16 protein-coding genes are annotated in these 16,689 nt (G+C 64.7%); 12 read left to right on the top strand and 4 right to left on the bottom strand.

Annotated features, from left to right (window positions below; all coding sequences use genetic code 11):
* Positions 1-47 precede the first annotated feature (47 nt).
* From C7G41_RS14640 to C7G41_RS14655, 4 genes are all read left to right on the top strand, one after another.
* On the top strand, positions 48-911 hold the full coding sequence (locus tag C7G41_RS14640) for a branched-chain amino acid ABC transporter permease (protein WP_027569632.1): 864 nt from the start codon (positions 48-50) through the stop codon (positions 909-911).
* A 1-nt stretch (position 912) separates the two neighbouring features.
* Positions 913-1,881, top strand: coding sequence for a branched-chain amino acid ABC transporter permease (locus C7G41_RS14645; protein ID WP_027517484.1), 969 nt, complete (start codon positions 913-915; stop codon positions 1,879-1,881).
* A gap of 157 nt (positions 1,882-2,038) precedes the next feature.
* A complete protein-coding gene (locus C7G41_RS14650; protein ID WP_106943243.1) occupies positions 2,039-2,683 on the top strand; it encodes a DUF47 domain-containing protein in 645 nt (214 codons plus the stop codon).
* A 15-nt stretch (positions 2,684-2,698) separates the two neighbouring features.
* Positions 2,699-3,706 (top strand): inorganic phosphate transporter, encoded by a 1,008-nt coding sequence (locus C7G41_RS14655; RefSeq protein ID WP_085395960.1) that lies wholly within the window; start codon positions 2,699-2,701, stop codon positions 3,704-3,706.
* Here C7G41_RS14655 and sugE read toward each other — a convergent pair.
* Positions 3,699-4,013 carry a quaternary ammonium compound efflux SMR transporter SugE gene (sugE, locus tag C7G41_RS14660; RefSeq protein ID WP_027517487.1) on the bottom strand — a complete coding sequence of 105 codons (315 nt, stop codon included), beginning with the start codon at positions 4,011-4,013 and terminating at the stop codon, positions 3,699-3,701. The genes C7G41_RS14655 and sugE overlap by 8 nt on opposite strands.
* A gap of 168 nt (positions 4,014-4,181) precedes the next feature.
* On the opposite strand from sugE, the gene C7G41_RS14665 reads away from it, so the two are divergent.
* From C7G41_RS14665 to C7G41_RS14700, 8 genes are all read left to right on the top strand, one after another.
* Positions 4,182-5,801, top strand: a complete 1,620-nt coding sequence (locus C7G41_RS14665) for a peptide chain release factor 3 (RefSeq protein WP_085352891.1) — start codon at positions 4,182-4,184, stop codon at positions 5,799-5,801.
* A gap of 226 nt (positions 5,802-6,027) precedes the next feature.
* Entirely contained in the window at positions 6,028-6,606 is a 579-nt protein-coding gene (locus C7G41_RS14670; protein ID WP_106943244.1) for a hypothetical protein, read from the top strand.
* A 209-nt stretch (positions 6,607-6,815) separates the two neighbouring features.
* Positions 6,816-7,400, top strand: a complete 585-nt coding sequence (locus C7G41_RS14675; RefSeq protein WP_106943245.1) for an NnrU family protein — start codon at positions 6,816-6,818, stop codon at positions 7,398-7,400.
* 73 nt (positions 7,401-7,473) lie between these two features.
* Positions 7,474-9,066: a class I adenylate-forming enzyme family protein gene (locus C7G41_RS14680; protein WP_106943246.1), complete on the top strand. Its 1,593-nt coding sequence runs from the start codon at positions 7,474-7,476 to the stop codon at positions 9,064-9,066.
* A 166-nt stretch (positions 9,067-9,232) separates the two neighbouring features.
* The gene (locus tag C7G41_RS14685; protein ID WP_106943247.1) at positions 9,233-9,886 is read left to right on the top strand and encodes a tetratricopeptide repeat protein; all 654 of its coding nucleotides are present in this window, start codon (positions 9,233-9,235) and stop codon (positions 9,884-9,886) included.
* A gap of 26 nt (positions 9,887-9,912) precedes the next feature.
* Positions 9,913-10,461 (top strand): hypothetical protein, encoded by a 549-nt coding sequence (locus C7G41_RS14690; protein ID WP_106943248.1) that lies wholly within the window; start codon positions 9,913-9,915, stop codon positions 10,459-10,461.
* 48 nt (positions 10,462-10,509) lie between these two features.
* Entirely contained in the window at positions 10,510-11,892 is a 1,383-nt protein-coding gene (der, locus tag C7G41_RS14695) for a ribosome biogenesis GTPase Der (protein ID WP_106943249.1), read from the top strand.
* Positions 11,889-13,145 (top strand): TCR/Tet family MFS transporter, encoded by a 1,257-nt coding sequence (locus C7G41_RS14700; RefSeq protein WP_106943250.1) that lies wholly within the window; start codon positions 11,889-11,891, stop codon positions 13,143-13,145. Before der ends, C7G41_RS14700 begins: the two co-directional genes overlap by 4 nt.
* 104 nt (positions 13,146-13,249) lie before the next feature.
* Here the strand turns inward: C7G41_RS14700 and C7G41_RS14705 are convergent, their stop codons facing one another.
* From C7G41_RS14705 to C7G41_RS14715, 3 genes are all read right to left on the bottom strand, one after another.
* Positions 13,250-14,476 (bottom strand): ABC transporter substrate-binding protein, encoded by a 1,227-nt coding sequence (locus C7G41_RS14705; RefSeq protein ID WP_106943251.1) that lies wholly within the window; start codon positions 14,474-14,476, stop codon positions 13,250-13,252.
* A 170-nt stretch (positions 14,477-14,646) separates the two neighbouring features.
* Positions 14,647-15,795, bottom strand: a complete 1,149-nt coding sequence (locus C7G41_RS14710; RefSeq protein WP_106943252.1) for a hypothetical protein — start codon at positions 15,793-15,795, stop codon at positions 14,647-14,649.
* A 77-nt stretch (positions 15,796-15,872) separates the two neighbouring features.
* Positions 15,873-16,613: an SDR family NAD(P)-dependent oxidoreductase gene (locus C7G41_RS14715; RefSeq protein WP_106943253.1), complete on the bottom strand. Its 741-nt coding sequence runs from the start codon at positions 16,611-16,613 to the stop codon at positions 15,873-15,875.
* Between the last annotated feature and the right edge of the window lie 76 nt (positions 16,614-16,689).

Below are 16,689 nucleotides of genomic sequence, written 5' to 3' on the forward strand. Positions count from 1 at the left end.
CCTGCGGGCGACTTTCAGGGAACGCCGAAGGACCGGGTGCGGGATCGATGCAGGCTCTTTACGCTCAGCTACTGGTGGGACTGATCAACGGCTCGTTCTACGCGCTGCTCAGTCTCGGGCTTGCCGTGATCTTCGGCATGCTCAACATCATCAATTTCGCCCATGGCGCGCTCTACATGATGGGCGCGTTCGTCGCCTACTTCCTGCTGAACCTCGGCGGCATCAACTATTGGTGGGCGTTGCTGTTTGCACCGATCATCGTCGGCATCTTCGGCATGATCCTGGAACGGACCATGCTGCAATGGCTGACCGGGCTCGATCATCTCTACGGCCTGCTCCTGACCTTCGGCATTGCGCTGATCGTGCAGGGCGTGTTCCAGAACTATTTCGGCTCCTCCGGCCTGCCTTACGCCATTCCGGATCAGCTCAAGGGCGGCATGAATCTCGGCTTCATGTTCCTGCCGGTCTATCGCGGCTGGGTCGTCATCTTCTCGCTGGTGGTCTGCATCGCGACCTGGTTCCTGATCGAGAAGACGCGGCTCGGCGCCTATTTGCGCGCCGCCACCGAAAACCCGACGCTGGTGCGCGCCTTCGGCGTCAACGTGCCGCGCATGATCACGCTGACCTACGGCCTCGGTGTCGGCCTTGCCGCGCTCGCCGGCGTGCTGTCGGCGCCGATCAACCAGGTGCGGCCGCTGATGGGCGCCGACCTCATCATCGTGGTGTTCGCGGTGGTCGTGATCGGCGGCATGGGATCGATCATGGGCTCCATCATCACCGGCTTCGCGCTCGGTGTGATTGAGGGCCTGACCAAATATTTCTACCCCGAGGCCTCCAACACCGTCGTGTTCGTGCTGATGGTGCTGGTGCTCTTGGTGAAGCCAACGGGATTGACGGGAAGGGCGGCCTGATATGACAGCCTTGACGGACGACACGCTGCCGGTAACCCCACGCACGATCCGCGACGAGATGATCGTGTTCGTGGTGATGGCGCTGCTGCTGGCTTCGGTGCCATTCACGGGAGTCTACCCGTTCTTCGTGATGCAGGCGCTGTGCTTCGCGCTGCTCGCCTGCGCCTTCAACCTGCTGATCGGCTATGGCGGTTTGCTGTCCTTCGGCCATGCGATGTTCTTAGGGACGGCCGGCTATTGCAGCGCGCATGCGCTGAAGGTCTGGGCGTTGCCGCCGGAGCTTGGCATTCTCGTCGGCGTCGCCGGCGCCTTCGTGCTCTCGCTCATCACGGGCTATATCTCGATCCGCCGCCAGGGCATCTATTTCTCGATGATCACGCTGGCGCTGTCGCAGCTCTTGTACTTCATCTACCTCCAGGCGCCGTTCACCCATGGCGAAGACGGCATCCAGGGCATTCCGCAGGGACGCATGTTCGGCGTCTTCGATCTGACCAAGCCGACCGTGCTCTACTACGTGGTTCTGGTCGGCTTCCTCGCCGGCTTCCTGCTGATCTTCCGCATCATCAACTCGCCGTTCGGCGAAGTCCTCAAGGCGATCCGCGAGAACGAGCCGCGCGCGATCTCGCTGGGTTACCGGACCGATCAGTACAAGTTCCTGGCTTTCGTCCTGTCGGGCACGCTGGCCGGCTTTGCCGGTGCGCTGAAAGTCTTCGTGGCGCAGAATGCCTCGCTCACCGACGTGCACTGGTCGATGTCGGGCGAGGTCGTGCTGATGACGCTGGTCGGCGGACTCGGAACCGTCTTCGGTCCCGTGGTCGGCGCCTTCGTGATCATCGCCATGCAGCAATATCTGGCGGGGTTCGGCCAGTGGGTGACCGTGATCCAGGGCTCGATCTTCGTGATCTGCGTGCTCACCTTCCGCCGTGGCGTAATCGGCGAAATCGCGCATTACTTCCGGCGGTCGCTGTAAGCCATTGATATGGCGTCGAATTTGTTGGCGCGTGAAAGCGGTGGATGATCCGGCGCCACGGGCGTGAGGTGGCACGCGCGTGGATCGAAAATGGTCTATGACAGTTTCATGACGGCCCGCTGGGCCAGGCCATTATCCAACCGGTAGTTTCTCCCCCATGATGCGATTGTTTCGCGCTTTCCTGCCCAAGGAAGAACGGTTCTTCGACCTGTTCGACCGCCACGCCCAGACCGTGATCCAGGGCTCGATCGCGCTGCAGAGCATGCTAAACGGGGGCGAGGAGACGCCGGTCTATTGCCAGCGCGTCAATCAGTTCGAGAACGATGCCGACAACATCACCCGTGAGGTGCTGACCGCGGTGCGCCGCACCTTCATCACCCCGTTCGACCGCGGTGACATCAAGAACCTGATCACCTCGATGGACGACGCCATCGACCAGATGCAGCAGACCGCCAAGGCCGTGATGCTGTTCGAGGTCCGCACCTTCGAGCCGCCGATGCGGGAGATCGGCGGACTTCTGATCGAATGTGCCAATCTGGTCGGCCGCGCGCTGCCGCTGATGCAGAAGATCGGTCAGAACGTGGCCATGCTGACCGCGATCACGGAAGAGCTGGGCAAGCTGGAAGGCCGCGTCGACGATCTCCACGATATCGGGCTGAAGGAACTGTTCCTCAAGCATCGCAACGGCAACGCGATGGATTTCATCGTCGGCGCAGAGATCTACGACCATCTCGAGAAAGTCGCCGATCGCTTCGACGACGTCGCGAACGAGATCAACAGCATCGTCATCGAGCAAGTTTAGGGCAGGGGCCACGCCGTGGATGTTGCGTTGGGTCTTCCCGTCCTGGTCGGATTGATCGCCGTCGCGCTGCTGTTCGACTTCCTGAACGGCCTGCACGACGCTGCCAATTCAATCGCGACCATCGTCTCGACCCGCGTGCTGCGGCCGCAATACGCGGTGTTCTGGGCCGCGTTCTTCAATTTCGTCGCGTTCATGGTGTTCGGGCTGCACGTCGCCCAGACCATCGGCACCGGCATCATCGATCCCGCGATCGTGGATGCCCAGGTGATCTTCGCGGCGCTGGTCGGCGCCATCGTCTGGAACCTGGTGACATGGGCGCTCGGCATCCCATCGTCCTCGTCTCACGCATTGATCGGCGGCTTGTTTGGTGCAGGCGTAGCCAAAGCCGGGCTTTCGGCGGCGGTCTGGAGCGGATTGTCCAAGACGGTGATCGCCATCGTGCTGTCTCCGCTGGTCGGCTTCCTGCTCGCGATGGTGCTGGTTGCGATCGTCTCCTGGGCCTCGGTGCGCTCCACCCCCTTTGCCGTGGATCGCGCCTTCCGCATCCTGCAATTCGCCTCCGCCTCGCTCTATTCGCTCGGCCATGGCGGCAACGACGCGCAGAAGACCATGGGCATCATCGCCGTGCTGCTCTATTCGCAGGGCCAGCTCGGCGGCGAATTTTTCGTACCTTTCTGGGTGGTGCTCTCGTGCCAGGCCGCGATGGCGATGGGGACCTTGATGGGCGGCTGGCGCATCGTTCGGACCATGGGCCTGCGCATCACCAAGTTGACCCCGATGCAGGGCTTTTGCGCCGAGACCGGCGGTGCCGCGACCCTGTTCATGGCGACCTTCCTCGGCGTTCCCGTCTCGACCACCCACACCATCACCGGCGCCATCGTCGGTGTCGGCGCCGCCCGCCGCCTCTCGGCGGTGCGCTGGAACGTCGCCAGCTCGATCGTCTATGCCTGGGTGATCACGATGCCGGCCTCGGCCATCGTCGCCGCGCTGAGCTGGTGGGCGGTCAAGATCTTCGTCAGGTAACCAGCTTCAGCCCGACGATCCCGGCGACGATCAGCCCGATGCTGGCAAGGCGGAACGCGGTGGCCGGCTCGCCGAACAGGACGATGCCGAGCGTCGCGGTGCCGACCGCGCCGATGCCGGTCCAGACTGCATAAGCGGTTCCAATCGGCAGCGATTTGAGGGCGAGCCCGAGCAGGATGATGCTGCCGGCCATGGCGCCGAGCGTGAGGACCGACGGAACGAGCTTGGTGAAACCCTCGGTATATTTGAGGCCGATCGCCCAGGAGATTTCCAGCAGACCGGCGACGAACAGGATGCTCCAGGCCATGACGACCCTCCATTCAAGGCAGGGTCGTCCCCGCGACTGGTGTGCTGATAGGAAGGGAAGGCCGTCCCTCCCAACCTGATCCGAGCCGGATATGGGGCTGGCCGTCAGGCTCCGCAATCACCAGATGAGGCTTGATCAGGCTCATTTTCCCTGCCAAACGCTGCCGCAATGTCCGACATCGCCACCACAGCCGAATCGACGGCCCGTTCCTCGCTTGCCGCTGAAGTGTCGCGGCGGCGTACCTTTGCGATCATCTCGCATCCGGACGCCGGCAAGACCACGCTGACCGAAAAGCTGCTGCTGTTCGGCGGCGCCATCAACCTGGCCGGCCAGGTCAAGGCCAAGGGCGAGCGGCGCAACACGCGTTCGGACTGGATGAAGATCGAGCGCGAGCGCGGCATCTCGGTCGTGACTTCGGTCATGACCTTCGAGTTCGAGGGCCTCGTGTTCAACCTGCTGGACACGCCGGGACACGAGGACTTTTCGGAAGACACCTATCGGACGCTCACGGCGGTCGATTCCGCGGTCATGGTGATCGACGCCGCCAAGGGCATCGAAGCGCGTACCCGAAAGCTGTTCGAGGTGTGTCGTCTTCGCGACATCCCGATCATCACCTTCATCAACAAGATGGACCGCGAGAGCCGCGACGTCTTCGAGCTTCTCGACGAGATCGAGAAGACGCTGGCGCTCGATACCACGCCGATGACCTGGCCTGTCGGCCGGGGCCGCGAGTTCCTCGGCACCTATGACGTCGTCAATGGCGGCGTGCGCCTGCTCGAAGGCGGCGGCGCCAAGACCGGCGCGGCGCAGCAGATCGAGATCGCCGAGCTTGCCAAGCTCAACGCCAATCTCGACGTGTCGGCGGTCAAGGACGAGCTCGAGCTCGTCACCGCGGCTTCAAAGCCGTTCGAACTCGAAGCGTTTCGCGAGGGCCATCTGACGCCGGTTTATTTCGGCAGCGCGCTGCGCAATTTCGGTGTCGGCGACCTGCTGCAGGGACTTGGCAAGTTCGCGCCCGAACCGCGCGCGCAAGAGAGCGACCAGCGCAAGGTGGAGGCCACCGATCCGCGCATGAGCGCCTTCGTGTTCAAGATCCAGGCCAACATGGATCCCAACCACCGCGACCGTATCGCCTTCGCCCGCCTGTGCTCCGGCAAGCTCAGCCGCGGCATGAAGGCCAAGCTCGTACGCACCGGCAAGAGCATGCCGCTGTCCAGCCCGCAATTCTTCTTCGCGCAGGACCGTTCGGTTGCGGACGAGGCCTACGCCGGCGACGTCGTCGGCATCCCCAATCACGGCACCCTGCGCATCGGCGACACGCTGACCGACGGTGAGGATTTCAACTTCGTGGGCGTGCCGAGCTTTGCGCCGGAAATCGTCCGCCGCGTGCGTCTCACCGATGCGATGAAAGCGAAGAAGCTGAAGGAAGCGCTTCAGCAGATGTCGGAAGAGGGCGTGGTGCAGGTGTTCCGCCCGCGCGACGGCGCACCCGCGTTGGTCGGCGTCGTCGGCGCGCTCCAGCTCGACGTGCTCAAGGCGCGGCTGGATGCGGAATATTCCCTGCCGGTCGAATTCGAGGTCAGCGAGTTCCAGCTTGCACGCTGGGTCTCTTCGGACGACCGCAAGAAGCTCGATACCTTCATCGCTGCCAACACTTCCAGCATCGCCGACGATGTCGACGGCGATCCCGTCTATCTGGCGCGGAACGAGTTCTATCTCGGCTACACCAGGGAACGTGCCGAGGGCATCGAGTTCACCAACGTCAAGGACGTCAAGAAGAAGGGCTAGGGGGTAGCTCCGTCCGCTCCTCCCCCTCCGCTGTCATGCCCCGCGAAAGCGGGGCATCCAGTACGCCGCAGCCTCTCGGCTCAATCACAAACGTCTCGGAGTACTGGGTCGTCCGGTCAAGCCGGACGACGACACCGTCCTTGGACGCGCGCATGTGAACAGCCGCAGGCTTGACGTTGCCGGCGGCAATGCCACGTTCACCCATGTGGCCTTGCGAGTTCACTGCATGTGGCGCGGCATCCTTGTTTTCCTCCTGCTGGCGATCTCGACGATTGCCGCGGACGCGCGGCCTCGGCAAATCAACCCAATTCCGTTTTCGCACGAGCCGTGCAGCGTGCTCGACGGCAGGCCCTGCACGCCGTCCTATTGCAGCCCGCTTGAGCCTGGTCCCTGCATTCCCGAGATCGACTATCCCTACGGCCAGAACCTCCAGCTCACGATCCAAAGCGTGCCGGCGGAGGCCGATCGCGCCAAATACCAGAAGCCGGATCACGATCTCGACACGATCGGCGATCTCTTCGCCGAGCTGCGCACCTGCTGGTCGCCGCCAACGGACAATGCCCGCGCGGGCATGCAGATCGCCGTGCGCTTCAGCTTCAACAAGGCGGGCGGCCTGATCGGCCCGCCGCGTCTGACCTTTGCGACCGCGGGCGTCCCCGCCGAGACGAGAACCACCTACCTCAATGCGGTCAATTCATCGTTGAACGCCTGCCTGCCGCTGAAATTCACCGGCGGTCTTGGCGGTGCCCTCGCCGGGCGGCCGATCGCGATCCGGTATGTCGACAATCGCGAGATCGGCAAATAGCCGCAAAGATTACTCCATCCCCTCATCCTGAGGAGCGCGTTCTTCACGCGCGTCTCGAAGGATGCAGGCAGGCCGCGGTGTTGCAGCAGCCGGGCCTGCATGGTCCGAGACGGCGCTTCGCGCCTCCTCACCATGAGGGGTGAGAGTTGCGATCCGCGGCCAATCGATGATACGCCATGGGCCGGGGCGCTGGTCGAGGGGAGAATCTCGTGGGTCTGCTGGTTATGATCCTGGGGCTTGCGCTGTTTTTTGCGGCTCATGTGTTCACGACGAAACGCGAGGCGCGCGCGCAGGCCATCGCGAGACTGGGCGAGGGGACCTACAAGATCCTCTATGCGCTTGCCTCGATCGCGGGGCTCGCGTTGATCATCTGGGGCTTCGCGCATTACCGTGCGACGGGCTGGATCGACGTCTGGTATCCGCCGAAGGCGCTGAAGCACATCACGCTCGCACTGATGCTGCCCGCGGTCATCCTGGTGGTTGCGTCCTATCTGCGCGGCCGCATCTATGCGACGCTGAAGCACCCGATGTTGGCCGGCATCAAGCTGTGGGCGGCGGCGCATCTTCTGGCCAATGGCGATCTCGGCTCCATCATCCTGTTCGGCTCCTTCCTGGGCTGGGCGGTGTATGATCGCATCACGCTGAAGCGTCGCACCGATGGTGGCGGTCCGCCGATACCGGTCGGCGGCGTCACCAACGATCTGATCGCGGTCGTGGTCGGAATCGTCGCGTATCTGGCGCTGGCTTTTGCGTTCCATCCCGTCGTCATCGGCGTTCCCGTGATGGGCGGCTAGCCGATCAGCACAAGACAGCACCGGCATGCCCATCCGCGGAAGGTAACGAGAGCAACAAGCCAGGGGCATTCCGATGGACTGGTCGCAATCTCAGATCCCACCGATGCGGTTCGAGGCGCGCTTCGGCGATCGGGTGTTGCAGGCATTTTGCGATCGGCCATCGAGCCTCTGGGAGATGATCGCGGGCGCCCGCGCCCGCAATCCCGACGGCGAAGCGCTGATCGCAGGCCATGTCCGGCTGAGCTGGCGGCAGGCCGCCGAGCAGGCTGCGCGGATCGCGGCGGGATTTCGCAAGCTCGGATTGCAGCGCGGAGACCGTGTCGCGATCCTGCTGGGCAACCGCGTCGAATTCCCGCTGCTGCTGTTTGCTGCCGCGCATGAGGGGCTTGTCGCGGTGCTGCTCAGCACGCGCCAGCAGAAGCCGGAAATCGCCTATGTCCTCAGCGATTGCGGCGCAAAGATATTGGTCCACGAGGCGGCGCTCGCGGTGCGTCTGCCGGACGCGCTGGATGTGCCCGACATAATCCACCGCATCGCCGTCGACGACGATCCGGCCCTGTCGCATTTCGCGGTGCTCGCCGACAACGCTCCGGCCTCCGCACCGGTCGAGACGAGCGAGGAGGACACCGCGATGATCCTCTACACCTCGGGCACGACAGGCAAGCCGAAGGGCGCGATGCTCGCCCATTGCAACATCGTCCATTCCTCGATGATCTTCGCGTCCTGCCTGCAATTGACGGCGGCCGACCGCTCGATCGCGGCGGTGCCTCTCGGCCACGTCACCGGGGTCGTCGCCAACATCACGACGATGATCTGCTGCGGTGGCGCGCTGATCATCATGCCGGAGTTCAAAGCCGGCGAATATCTCAAGCTCGCCGCGCGCGAGCGCGTCACCTACACGGTGATGGTACCGGCGATGTACAATCTCTGCCTGCTCCAGCCCGATTTCGAGACCTATGATCTGTCGAGCTGGCGCATCGGCGGCTTTGGCGGCGCACCGATGCCGGTTGCCACCATCGAGAAGCTCGAGGCGATCATTCCCGGCCTCGAACTGGCGAACTGCTACGGCGCGACCGAGACGACATCGCCGTCCACGATCATGCCGGGCAGGTTGACGGCAAGCCATATCGACAGCGTCGGGCTGCCGTGTCCGGGTGCACGCATCCTGGCGATGGGGGCGGACGGGCGTGAGCTGCCGCCTGGGGAAATCGGCGAGCTCTGGATCCAGAGTGCCTCCGTCATCAAGGGCTATTGGAACAATCCAAAAGCCACGGCCGAAAGCTTCACCAGCGGGTTCTGGCATTCCGGCGATCTCGGCTCGGTCGACGCGGAAGGATTTGTCCGGGTGTTCGACCGGCGGAAGGACATGATCAATCGCGGCGGCCTGAAGATCTATTCGGCCGAGGTCGAATCCGTGCTGGCCGGCCACCCGGCAGTGGTCGAGAGCGCGATCGTCGCCAAGACGTGCCCGGTGCTGGGCGAACGCGTTCACGCTGTGGTGGTGACGCGCGCGCCGGTGGACAGCGAGGTCTTGCGCGCCTGGTGCGCGGAGCGGCTGTCCGACTACAAGGTCCCGGAAACCATGGTGATCACCGCGGAGCCGCTGCCACGGAATGCCAATGGCAAGGTGCTAAAGCGGCAGCTGCGGGAGCTTCTGGGAACTTGAGCCGGGCAGGCGGTCTCCGGGCGATCCCGGGTGGTTAACGCCTTGATCCGGCTTGCTTTGCCTTGCCACCGCCATATCGATAGGGTACCTCGCCGCCACGTGGGGACGGGATTCCTGACGCGAACGCTTTGGCGCGCGCACCCGGACGGGCATGGGATTAGCATAAGTGTCTGAATTATTTGACGAAGTCGACGAGGAAGTACGTCGCGAACAGCTCAAGAAGCTGTGGGACAAATATTCGATCGTCTTCATCGCCCTGATGGTGCTGATCGTCGCCGCCGTAGGTGGCTGGCGCGCTTACCAGTATGTGGAGGCCAAGAAGGCCGCCGAGGCCGGCGCCGCCTTCGAGAAGGCTGCCGAGCTGTCCGAGCAGGACAAGCATGCGGAGGCCGAAGCCGCCTTCACCGAGCTCGCTGCCAAGGCTCCATCGGGCTATCGCACCCTGGCGCGGCTGCGTGCTGCGGCCGAGGCGGCGGCCCGCGATCCCAAGGCAGGCGCCAAGCTGTATGACGACATCGCCGCCGACCGCAGCACAGGCGGCGAGTGGCAGGATCTGGCGAAGATCCGCGCCGCCGGTCTCCTGCTCGACAGCGCCGGCTATGCCGACATGCAGCAGCGGCTGGAAGCCTCCACCGCGCCCAAATCGACCTTCCGTCATACCGCCCGCGAGATGCTGGCGCTGTCGGCCTGGCGTAACAACGACATGACGGCGGCCCGCAAATGGCTCGACGCGATTGCCGAGGATGGCGAAACGCCGCCCGGCCTGCGCTCGCGGGCCGAGGCGCTGCAGGCCCTGCTGCCGCCTGTAGCGAAGAGCTGAGCCGAGAGCTGAGACGAGATACCGATATGCGCCGCACGCCACGCTTGATCGCAGCCGCCGTCCTGATCGCCTTCACGGGCGTGCTGGGCGGTTGCTCCAGCTTCGATCCGAGCGACATGCTGGACTTCCTCGATACCAAGAAGAAGCTGCCGGGCGACCGCAAGCCGGTGTTCCCGGAAGGCGTGCCGGGCCTCGAGCAGGGCGTTCCGAAGGACATGTACAAGGGCGCGCAGCAACAGCCCGATCCGAACGGACCGGCCGTCGCGGCTCTGCCCACCGAGCCCCCGCCCGAGCCGAAGCCGGCGAAGGGCGCCAAGGCAAAAAAGACCAGGCAGCCGGCCACCGCAGCCGTCGCGCCGGCTGGGGCGCCCGCCGGCGAAGTCGATGGCGAGGCCCAGCCCGAGGCCGCGCCGCCCGCGGCCACTCCGCCGCCCAGGCAGAAGATCGTGCGCAAGCGTACCACCGCGCCACCGCCCGATCAGCCCGTCCAGCAGGCGCAACCGACCCAGACCACCCAGCAGCAAACGCAGGGTGCCTTCCCGGCGCCGATGCCCAGCGGCAGCTTCTCGCGCTAATTTTTCATTTCATTGACAGGCGCGGCTCCGGCAGCGCACGAATGACCCATGTCCTTTAAGATTGCCATTATCGGCCGACCCAATGTCGGCAAGTCGACGCTGTTCAACCGCCTGGTTGGGCAGAAGCTCGCGCTTGTCGATGACCTGCCCGGCGTCACCCGCGACCGCCGCGAGGGCGAGGCCAGGCTCGGTGATCTCGACTTCACGATCATCGACACCGCCGGCCTCGATGAGGGCGCCAAGGGCTCGCTGACCGCCCGCATGCAGGAGCAGACGGAGGCCGCGATCGCGCAGGCCGACGCGCTGTTCTTCGTGATCGATGCCCGCATGGGCCTCACGCCCAACGATCGCGCCTTCGCCGATTTCGCCCGCAAGGCCAACAAGCCGGTGATGCTCGTCGCCAACAAGAGCGAAGGCAAGCATGGCGATGCCGGCGCGATGGAGGCTTTCGCGCTCGGCCTCGGCGATCCCATCCAGATCTCGGCCGAGCACGGCGAGGGCCTGGGTGAGCTCTATGACGCGCTGAGAGAGCTGATGCCGGAGCCCGTCGAGGAGGATGACATCGAGGACGACGAGCCGCTGACGGAGGAAGAGGCGGCCACGCGTCCGATCCGGGTCGCGATCGTCGGCCGGCCCAACGCCGGCAAGTCGACGATGATCAATCATCTGCTCGGCGAGGAGCGTCTGCTGACGAGCCCGGAGGCCGGCACCACGCGCGATTCCATTGCGGTCGAGATCAACTGGAAGGGCCGCGAGTTTCGCGTGTTCGACACCGCAGGTCTGCGCCGGCGTTCGCGGATCGAGGAGAAGCTCGAAAAGCTCTCGGTCGCCGACGCACTGCGCGCGGTGCGCTTTGCCGAAGTCGTCGTGATGATGATGGATGCGCAGAACCGTTTCGAGGAGCAGGATCTCCGCATCGCCGACCTGATCGAGCGCGAGGGGCGCGCCGTCGTGCTCGCCGTCAACAAATGGGACCTGATGGAGAGCAAGGGCGGCGGTGCGATCTCGAACCTGCGCCGCGATGCCGATCACTTGCTCCCGCAGATCAAGGGCGTGCCGATCGTCGCCGTCTCCGGCTTGATGGGCGAGGGCATCGATCGATTGATGCAGGCGATCCAGGATGCCTATGCGCTTTGGAACAGGCGTGTGTCGACAGCGGCGCTGAACCGCTGGTTCGAGGAAGCGGTCCAGGCCAATCCGCCGCCGGCCGTGTCCGGCCGACGACTCAAGCTGAACTACATCACGCAGACCAAGGCCCGCCCACCGAGCTTCGTGCTGTTCTGCTCGCGTGCGGACGCGGTGCCGCAATCCTATTTGCGCTACCTCACCAATTCGTTGCGTGAGGCCTTCGAACTGCCCGGCACGCCGGTGCGTATCACCTTGCGCGAGAAGGCCAATCCGTTCGCCCACAAGCGCAAGCGGCCGTCGTGAACAACGACGCCGGCGAGGCGATGGCGCAGGGCGCTGCGCCGGTCCGGCGCGGCGCGGTCGCCTTCATCTTCGTCACCATCCTGCTCGACATGCTCGCGCTCGGCGTGATCATGCCGATCCTGCCAAAACTGATCGAGCGCTTCGTCGACAACGACACGGCGCACGCGGCCCGCATCTTCGGCCTGTTCGGCACCGCCTGGGCGCTGATGCAGTTCGTGTTCTCGCCGGTGCTCGGCGCGCTGTCGGATCGCTTCGGGCGGCGGCCGGTGGTGCTGCTGTCGAATTTCGGGCTCGCGGCCGATTATGTGCTGATGGCGCTGGCGCCGTCGCTGGTCTGGCTGTTCGTCGGCCGCGTCATCTCGGGCATCACGTCGGCCAGCATCTCGACCGCCTTTGCCTATATTGCCGACATCACGCCGCCGGAGCGGCGCGCAGCGGTATTCGGCAAGATTGGTGCTGCCTTCGGCGCCGGCTTCGTGCTGGGCCCGGCACTGGGCGGCCTGCTCGGCGATATCGATCCGCGCCTGCCGTTCTGGGCCTCGGCGGCCTTCAGCTTTGCCAACGCGCTCTATGGGCTCTTCGTCCTGCCGGAATCGCTGGCGCCGGACAAGCGCGCGCCGTTCCGCTGGAGGAGCGCCAATCCGCTCGGTGCGCTCCGCCTGCTGCGCTCCAACGCGGTGCTCGCTGCGTTGTCCGTCGTCAATTTCATCGCGCAGGTCGCGCATGTCGTGCTGCCCTCGACCTTCGTGCTCTATGCCACTTATCGCTACGGCTGGGATTCGAAAACCGTGGGGTTGACGCTGGCGATGGTCGGCGTCTGCGCCATGGTGGTGCAGGGGCTCGCGATCGGCCCGATCGTGCGCGTGCTCGGCGAACGCAACGCGTTGTTGATGGGCCTGTGCTGTGGCGCGATCGGCTTCGTGATCTTCGGCGCGGCGCCGACCGGGCCGCTGTTCTGGATCGGCATTCCCGTGATGTCGCTATGGGGCATCTCGGGCGCCGCCATGCAATCGCTGATGACGCGGCTGGTCGCGCCCGATCAGCAGGGCCAGTTGCAGGGCGCGACCGCGAGCGTGCAGAGCGTGTCGCAGCTGGTCGGCCCGTTCCTGTTCACGCTGACGTTTTCATACTTCATTGGCGCTAGCGCGCCATGGCAGCTGCCCGGCGCGCCGTTCCTGCTCGCGGCGGTGTTGATGGTGATGTGCGTGGCGATCGCGGTGCGGGCGCTGGGCGCGGCGAGATCAGAACCGTAGGGCGGATTAGCGAAGCGTAATCCGCCACCCGCGCGAGAAGAGGTGGGTTACGCCCTGCGGACTGCGCTTTGCGCAGCCGCAGAGCTAACCCAGCCTACGACTTCCTACTTCTTCACCAGCGGACACTCGCTGTCCTTGAGCGGCTTGGCCGCATCTTCCGCCGGGATGGTCGCGACCAGCTTGTAATAGTCCCACGGTCCCTTCGATTCTTCCGGCTTCTTCACCTCGAACAGGAAGGCTGGAATGATCCGGCGGCCGTCTTCGCGCAGCGGGCCCTTGCCGAACAGCGCATCGTCGGTCGGAAGCTCCTTCATCTTGGCGACGACCTTGGCGCCGTCGTGCGGATTGCCGCCGAGGGCGTCCATCGCCTTCAGAAGATGCAGCACGGCCGCGTAATTGCCGGCCTGCGTCATCGAGGGCATCGCCTTGTTGGCGACCTTCTCCTGGAACCGCTTCGAGAAGGCGCGCGTGCCTTCGTTGAGATCCCAATAGAAGGATTCGGTGAAGGTCAGGCCGTGCGCGGTCTTCAGACCCAGCGAGTGGACGTCGTTGATGAACAGCAACAGCGCCGCGAGCTTCTGGCCGCCTTCGACGATGCCGAACTCGGCCGCCTGCTTGATCGAGTTGGTGGTGTCGCCGCCGGCATTGGCGAGGCCGACGATCTTCGCCTTCGAGTTCTGCGCCTGCAGCAGGAAGGAGGAGAAGTCCGACGTGTTGAGCGGATGCTTGACGCCGCCCAGCACCTTGCCGCCGTTCGCGGTGACGACCGCGCTGGTGTCACGCTCGAGCGCGGCACCGAAGGCGTAGTCGGCGGTCAGGAAGAACCAGCTGTCGCCGCCGGCCTTGGTCAGCGCCTTGCCGGTGCCGTTGGCGAGCATGTAGGTGTCGTAAGTATAGGAGATGGTGTTGGCGTTGCAGGCCTTGCCGGTGAGGTCGGCGCTGGCGCCGCCATTGTTGAGCAGGACCGCGTTCTTTTCCTTGACGACGTTGCTGACGGCCAGCGCCACGCCGGAGTTCGGGGTGTCGGCGATCACATCGACCTTCTGGGTGTCGATCCATTGCCGCGCGATGTTGACGCCGACGTCCGGCTTGTTCTGGTGGTCGCCGCTGATCACTTCGATCTTCCAGCCCTTGGCGCGGAGACCGGAATCTTCCACCGCCATGTTGACCGCGGCCACGGCGCCGGGGCCGCCGATGTCGGCATAGAGGCTGGACATGTCGTTGAGCACGCCGATCGTGACCGACTTCTCCTGGGCGAAGGCGGATGTGGCAAAACCGAAGGCGGCACAGGCCAGAAGGGCCGCAGAGCGGCGCGCGAACGTCGTCGTCATAAAAGGTTTCCTCCATTGTCAAACATGCGGACAGCTCTCTTGAATGGGAGCCTTGTTCCGGCTGATGGCTCTACCGTGTCCCACGGCCGGCGGCAATGCGCCTAAAGCCGGATGACGCTGCGTCGTAGCGTCATCCATCGGTTAACTTTTGGGCAAAATGCGTCGAGACGCTATTTCAGCGCGTCCGATGTCAGCTTGAATTTCTGGATGCGCTTTCCGGTGTCGACCTCGGCGGTATAGACGTTACCCTTGGTATCGATCGCCATGGCGTGCACCCAGTGGAATTGTCCGGCATTGCGGCCGTTGTGGCCGAAGCTGCCGACCACGCTGCCGTCCTCGCGCCTGATCACCCTGATCTCATTGTTTTCGCCGTCCGCACTGAGCAGCCAGGTCTGCTTCGGATCGGGCCAGACCGCGATGTCCCACACCGCGCCGTTGCCGAGCGTGTTCTTCTCGAAGAAGAACTCCTTCACGAAGCTGCCGTCCTTCTTGAACACCTGGATGCGGTTGTTGATGCGGTCGCAGACGTAGACGAGACCGTCGTTGGCGAGCTTCACGCAGTGGACGGGATTGCCGAACTGCTGGGACACCGGCGCCTTGGGATCGTACGCCGCTTGCTTGGTGTCGTCGGGCTTGTTGCCGTAGGCGCCCCAGTGCCGCTTGTAGGCGAGCGTGGTTGCGTCGAACACGATGACGCGGCGGTTGCCATAGCCGTCGGCGACGTAGATTTCGTTGGCGGCCTTGTCGATCGCGGTCTCCGCGGGCTTGCCGAGCTGCGTCGTGTCGTTGCTGCCGAGGCTCGGCGCGATCTTGCCGATCTGGGCGACGAACTTGCCGTCGAGCGAAAACTTCAGGATCGCATTGTCGTTGTCGGCATTGCCGCCGACCCAGACGAAGCCGCGTTCGTCGACCTCGATGCCGTGCTCGCGGCCGACCCATTCATAGCCTTCGCCCGCGCCGCCCCACGATCGCAGCAGATTGCCGTCGCTGTCGAATTCGAGCACCGGCGGCGCCGAGACGCAGCATTTCGAGCGCGGCGGGGTGAGGCTCGCGCCTTTCTCGTCATCGGTGAGCGAGCGGGGCCGATGGATCACCCAGATGTGGCCTTGCCAGTCGACGGTGATGCCGCCGACCTGGCCGAGGATCCAGTAGTTCGGCAACGGCTTTGGCCAGGAGGCATCGACCGCGAAGGTCGGGACATCGCCGGCGGTCGCGGTGCCCGGAGCCGCAAACGCGACGGCCGCGATCAGGACGGAGAAGACGCGAGAGACATTTGCGAGCGCACGCTTAAAGCCTGCGCGATTCCGCCATGGTGCCATGGCAACCTCCCTTTATGGCCTGCGGCTTGCTGCCGCTTGAGCGCGGGCAGTCAATCGCGGGGAGGCCGTCAAGTCAATCAGGCCGGAGAGCGGAAGCTCATCAGGCTGCGGGTCTTGTAGTCGTAGAACTTGCCGGTCTCGGTCCAGTCCGGCGCGCACATCGGAACGATCAATTCGGCGACCTGCTCCGCGGTATCGAGCGTCGCCGGATCTTCGCCCGGCATCAGCGTGGCGCGCATCCGAGTGCGGACCGGGCCCGGATTGAACAAATTGACGCGCAGCTTCGTGTTCGCGGTCTCCTGCGCCCAGGCGCGCGCCAGCGTTTCCAGCGCCGCCTTGGAGGCGGCGTAGGGGCTGACATAGGCAGTCGCCTTGTTGGCCGCGCCGGAGGTGATGAACACCGCGCGGCCGGCGTCGGACTGCTTCAGCAGCGGCTCCATGCAGCGGATCATCTGGAAGTTCGCGGAGACGTTCACCGCCATCACATCGGTAAAGGCCTTCAGCTCGATATGGCCGATCGGCGAGGAGGGGCCGAGCACGCCGGCATTGCCGACGAGGATGTCGAGCTTGCCGTAGCGTTCGTGCAGGCCGGCGCCGAGCCGCGCGATGCCGTCGGAATCGGTGAGGTTGAGCGGCACCAGCGTGGCGCTACCGCCGTCCTTGCGGATCTCGTCGTCGAGCTCTTCCAGCCCGCCCTGCGTGCGCGCCACAGCGACGATATGCGCGCCGGCCCTGGCCAGCGCCTTTGCCGTGGCGAAGCCGATGCCGCGCGAGGCGCCGGTGACGAGAGCGATGCGGTTGGCGAGGGGATTTGTCATCGAGATGTTCTATCCAGCGTCGTCCTGGCGAAAGCCAGGACCCATACGCCGTGACGTTTATGGCTAAGGAAGATGA

Origin of the sequence: Bradyrhizobium sp. MOS002 (genome assembly GCF_003020115.1) — a bacterium.
Classification (GTDB): domain Bacteria; phylum Pseudomonadota; class Alphaproteobacteria; order Rhizobiales; family Xanthobacteraceae; genus Bradyrhizobium.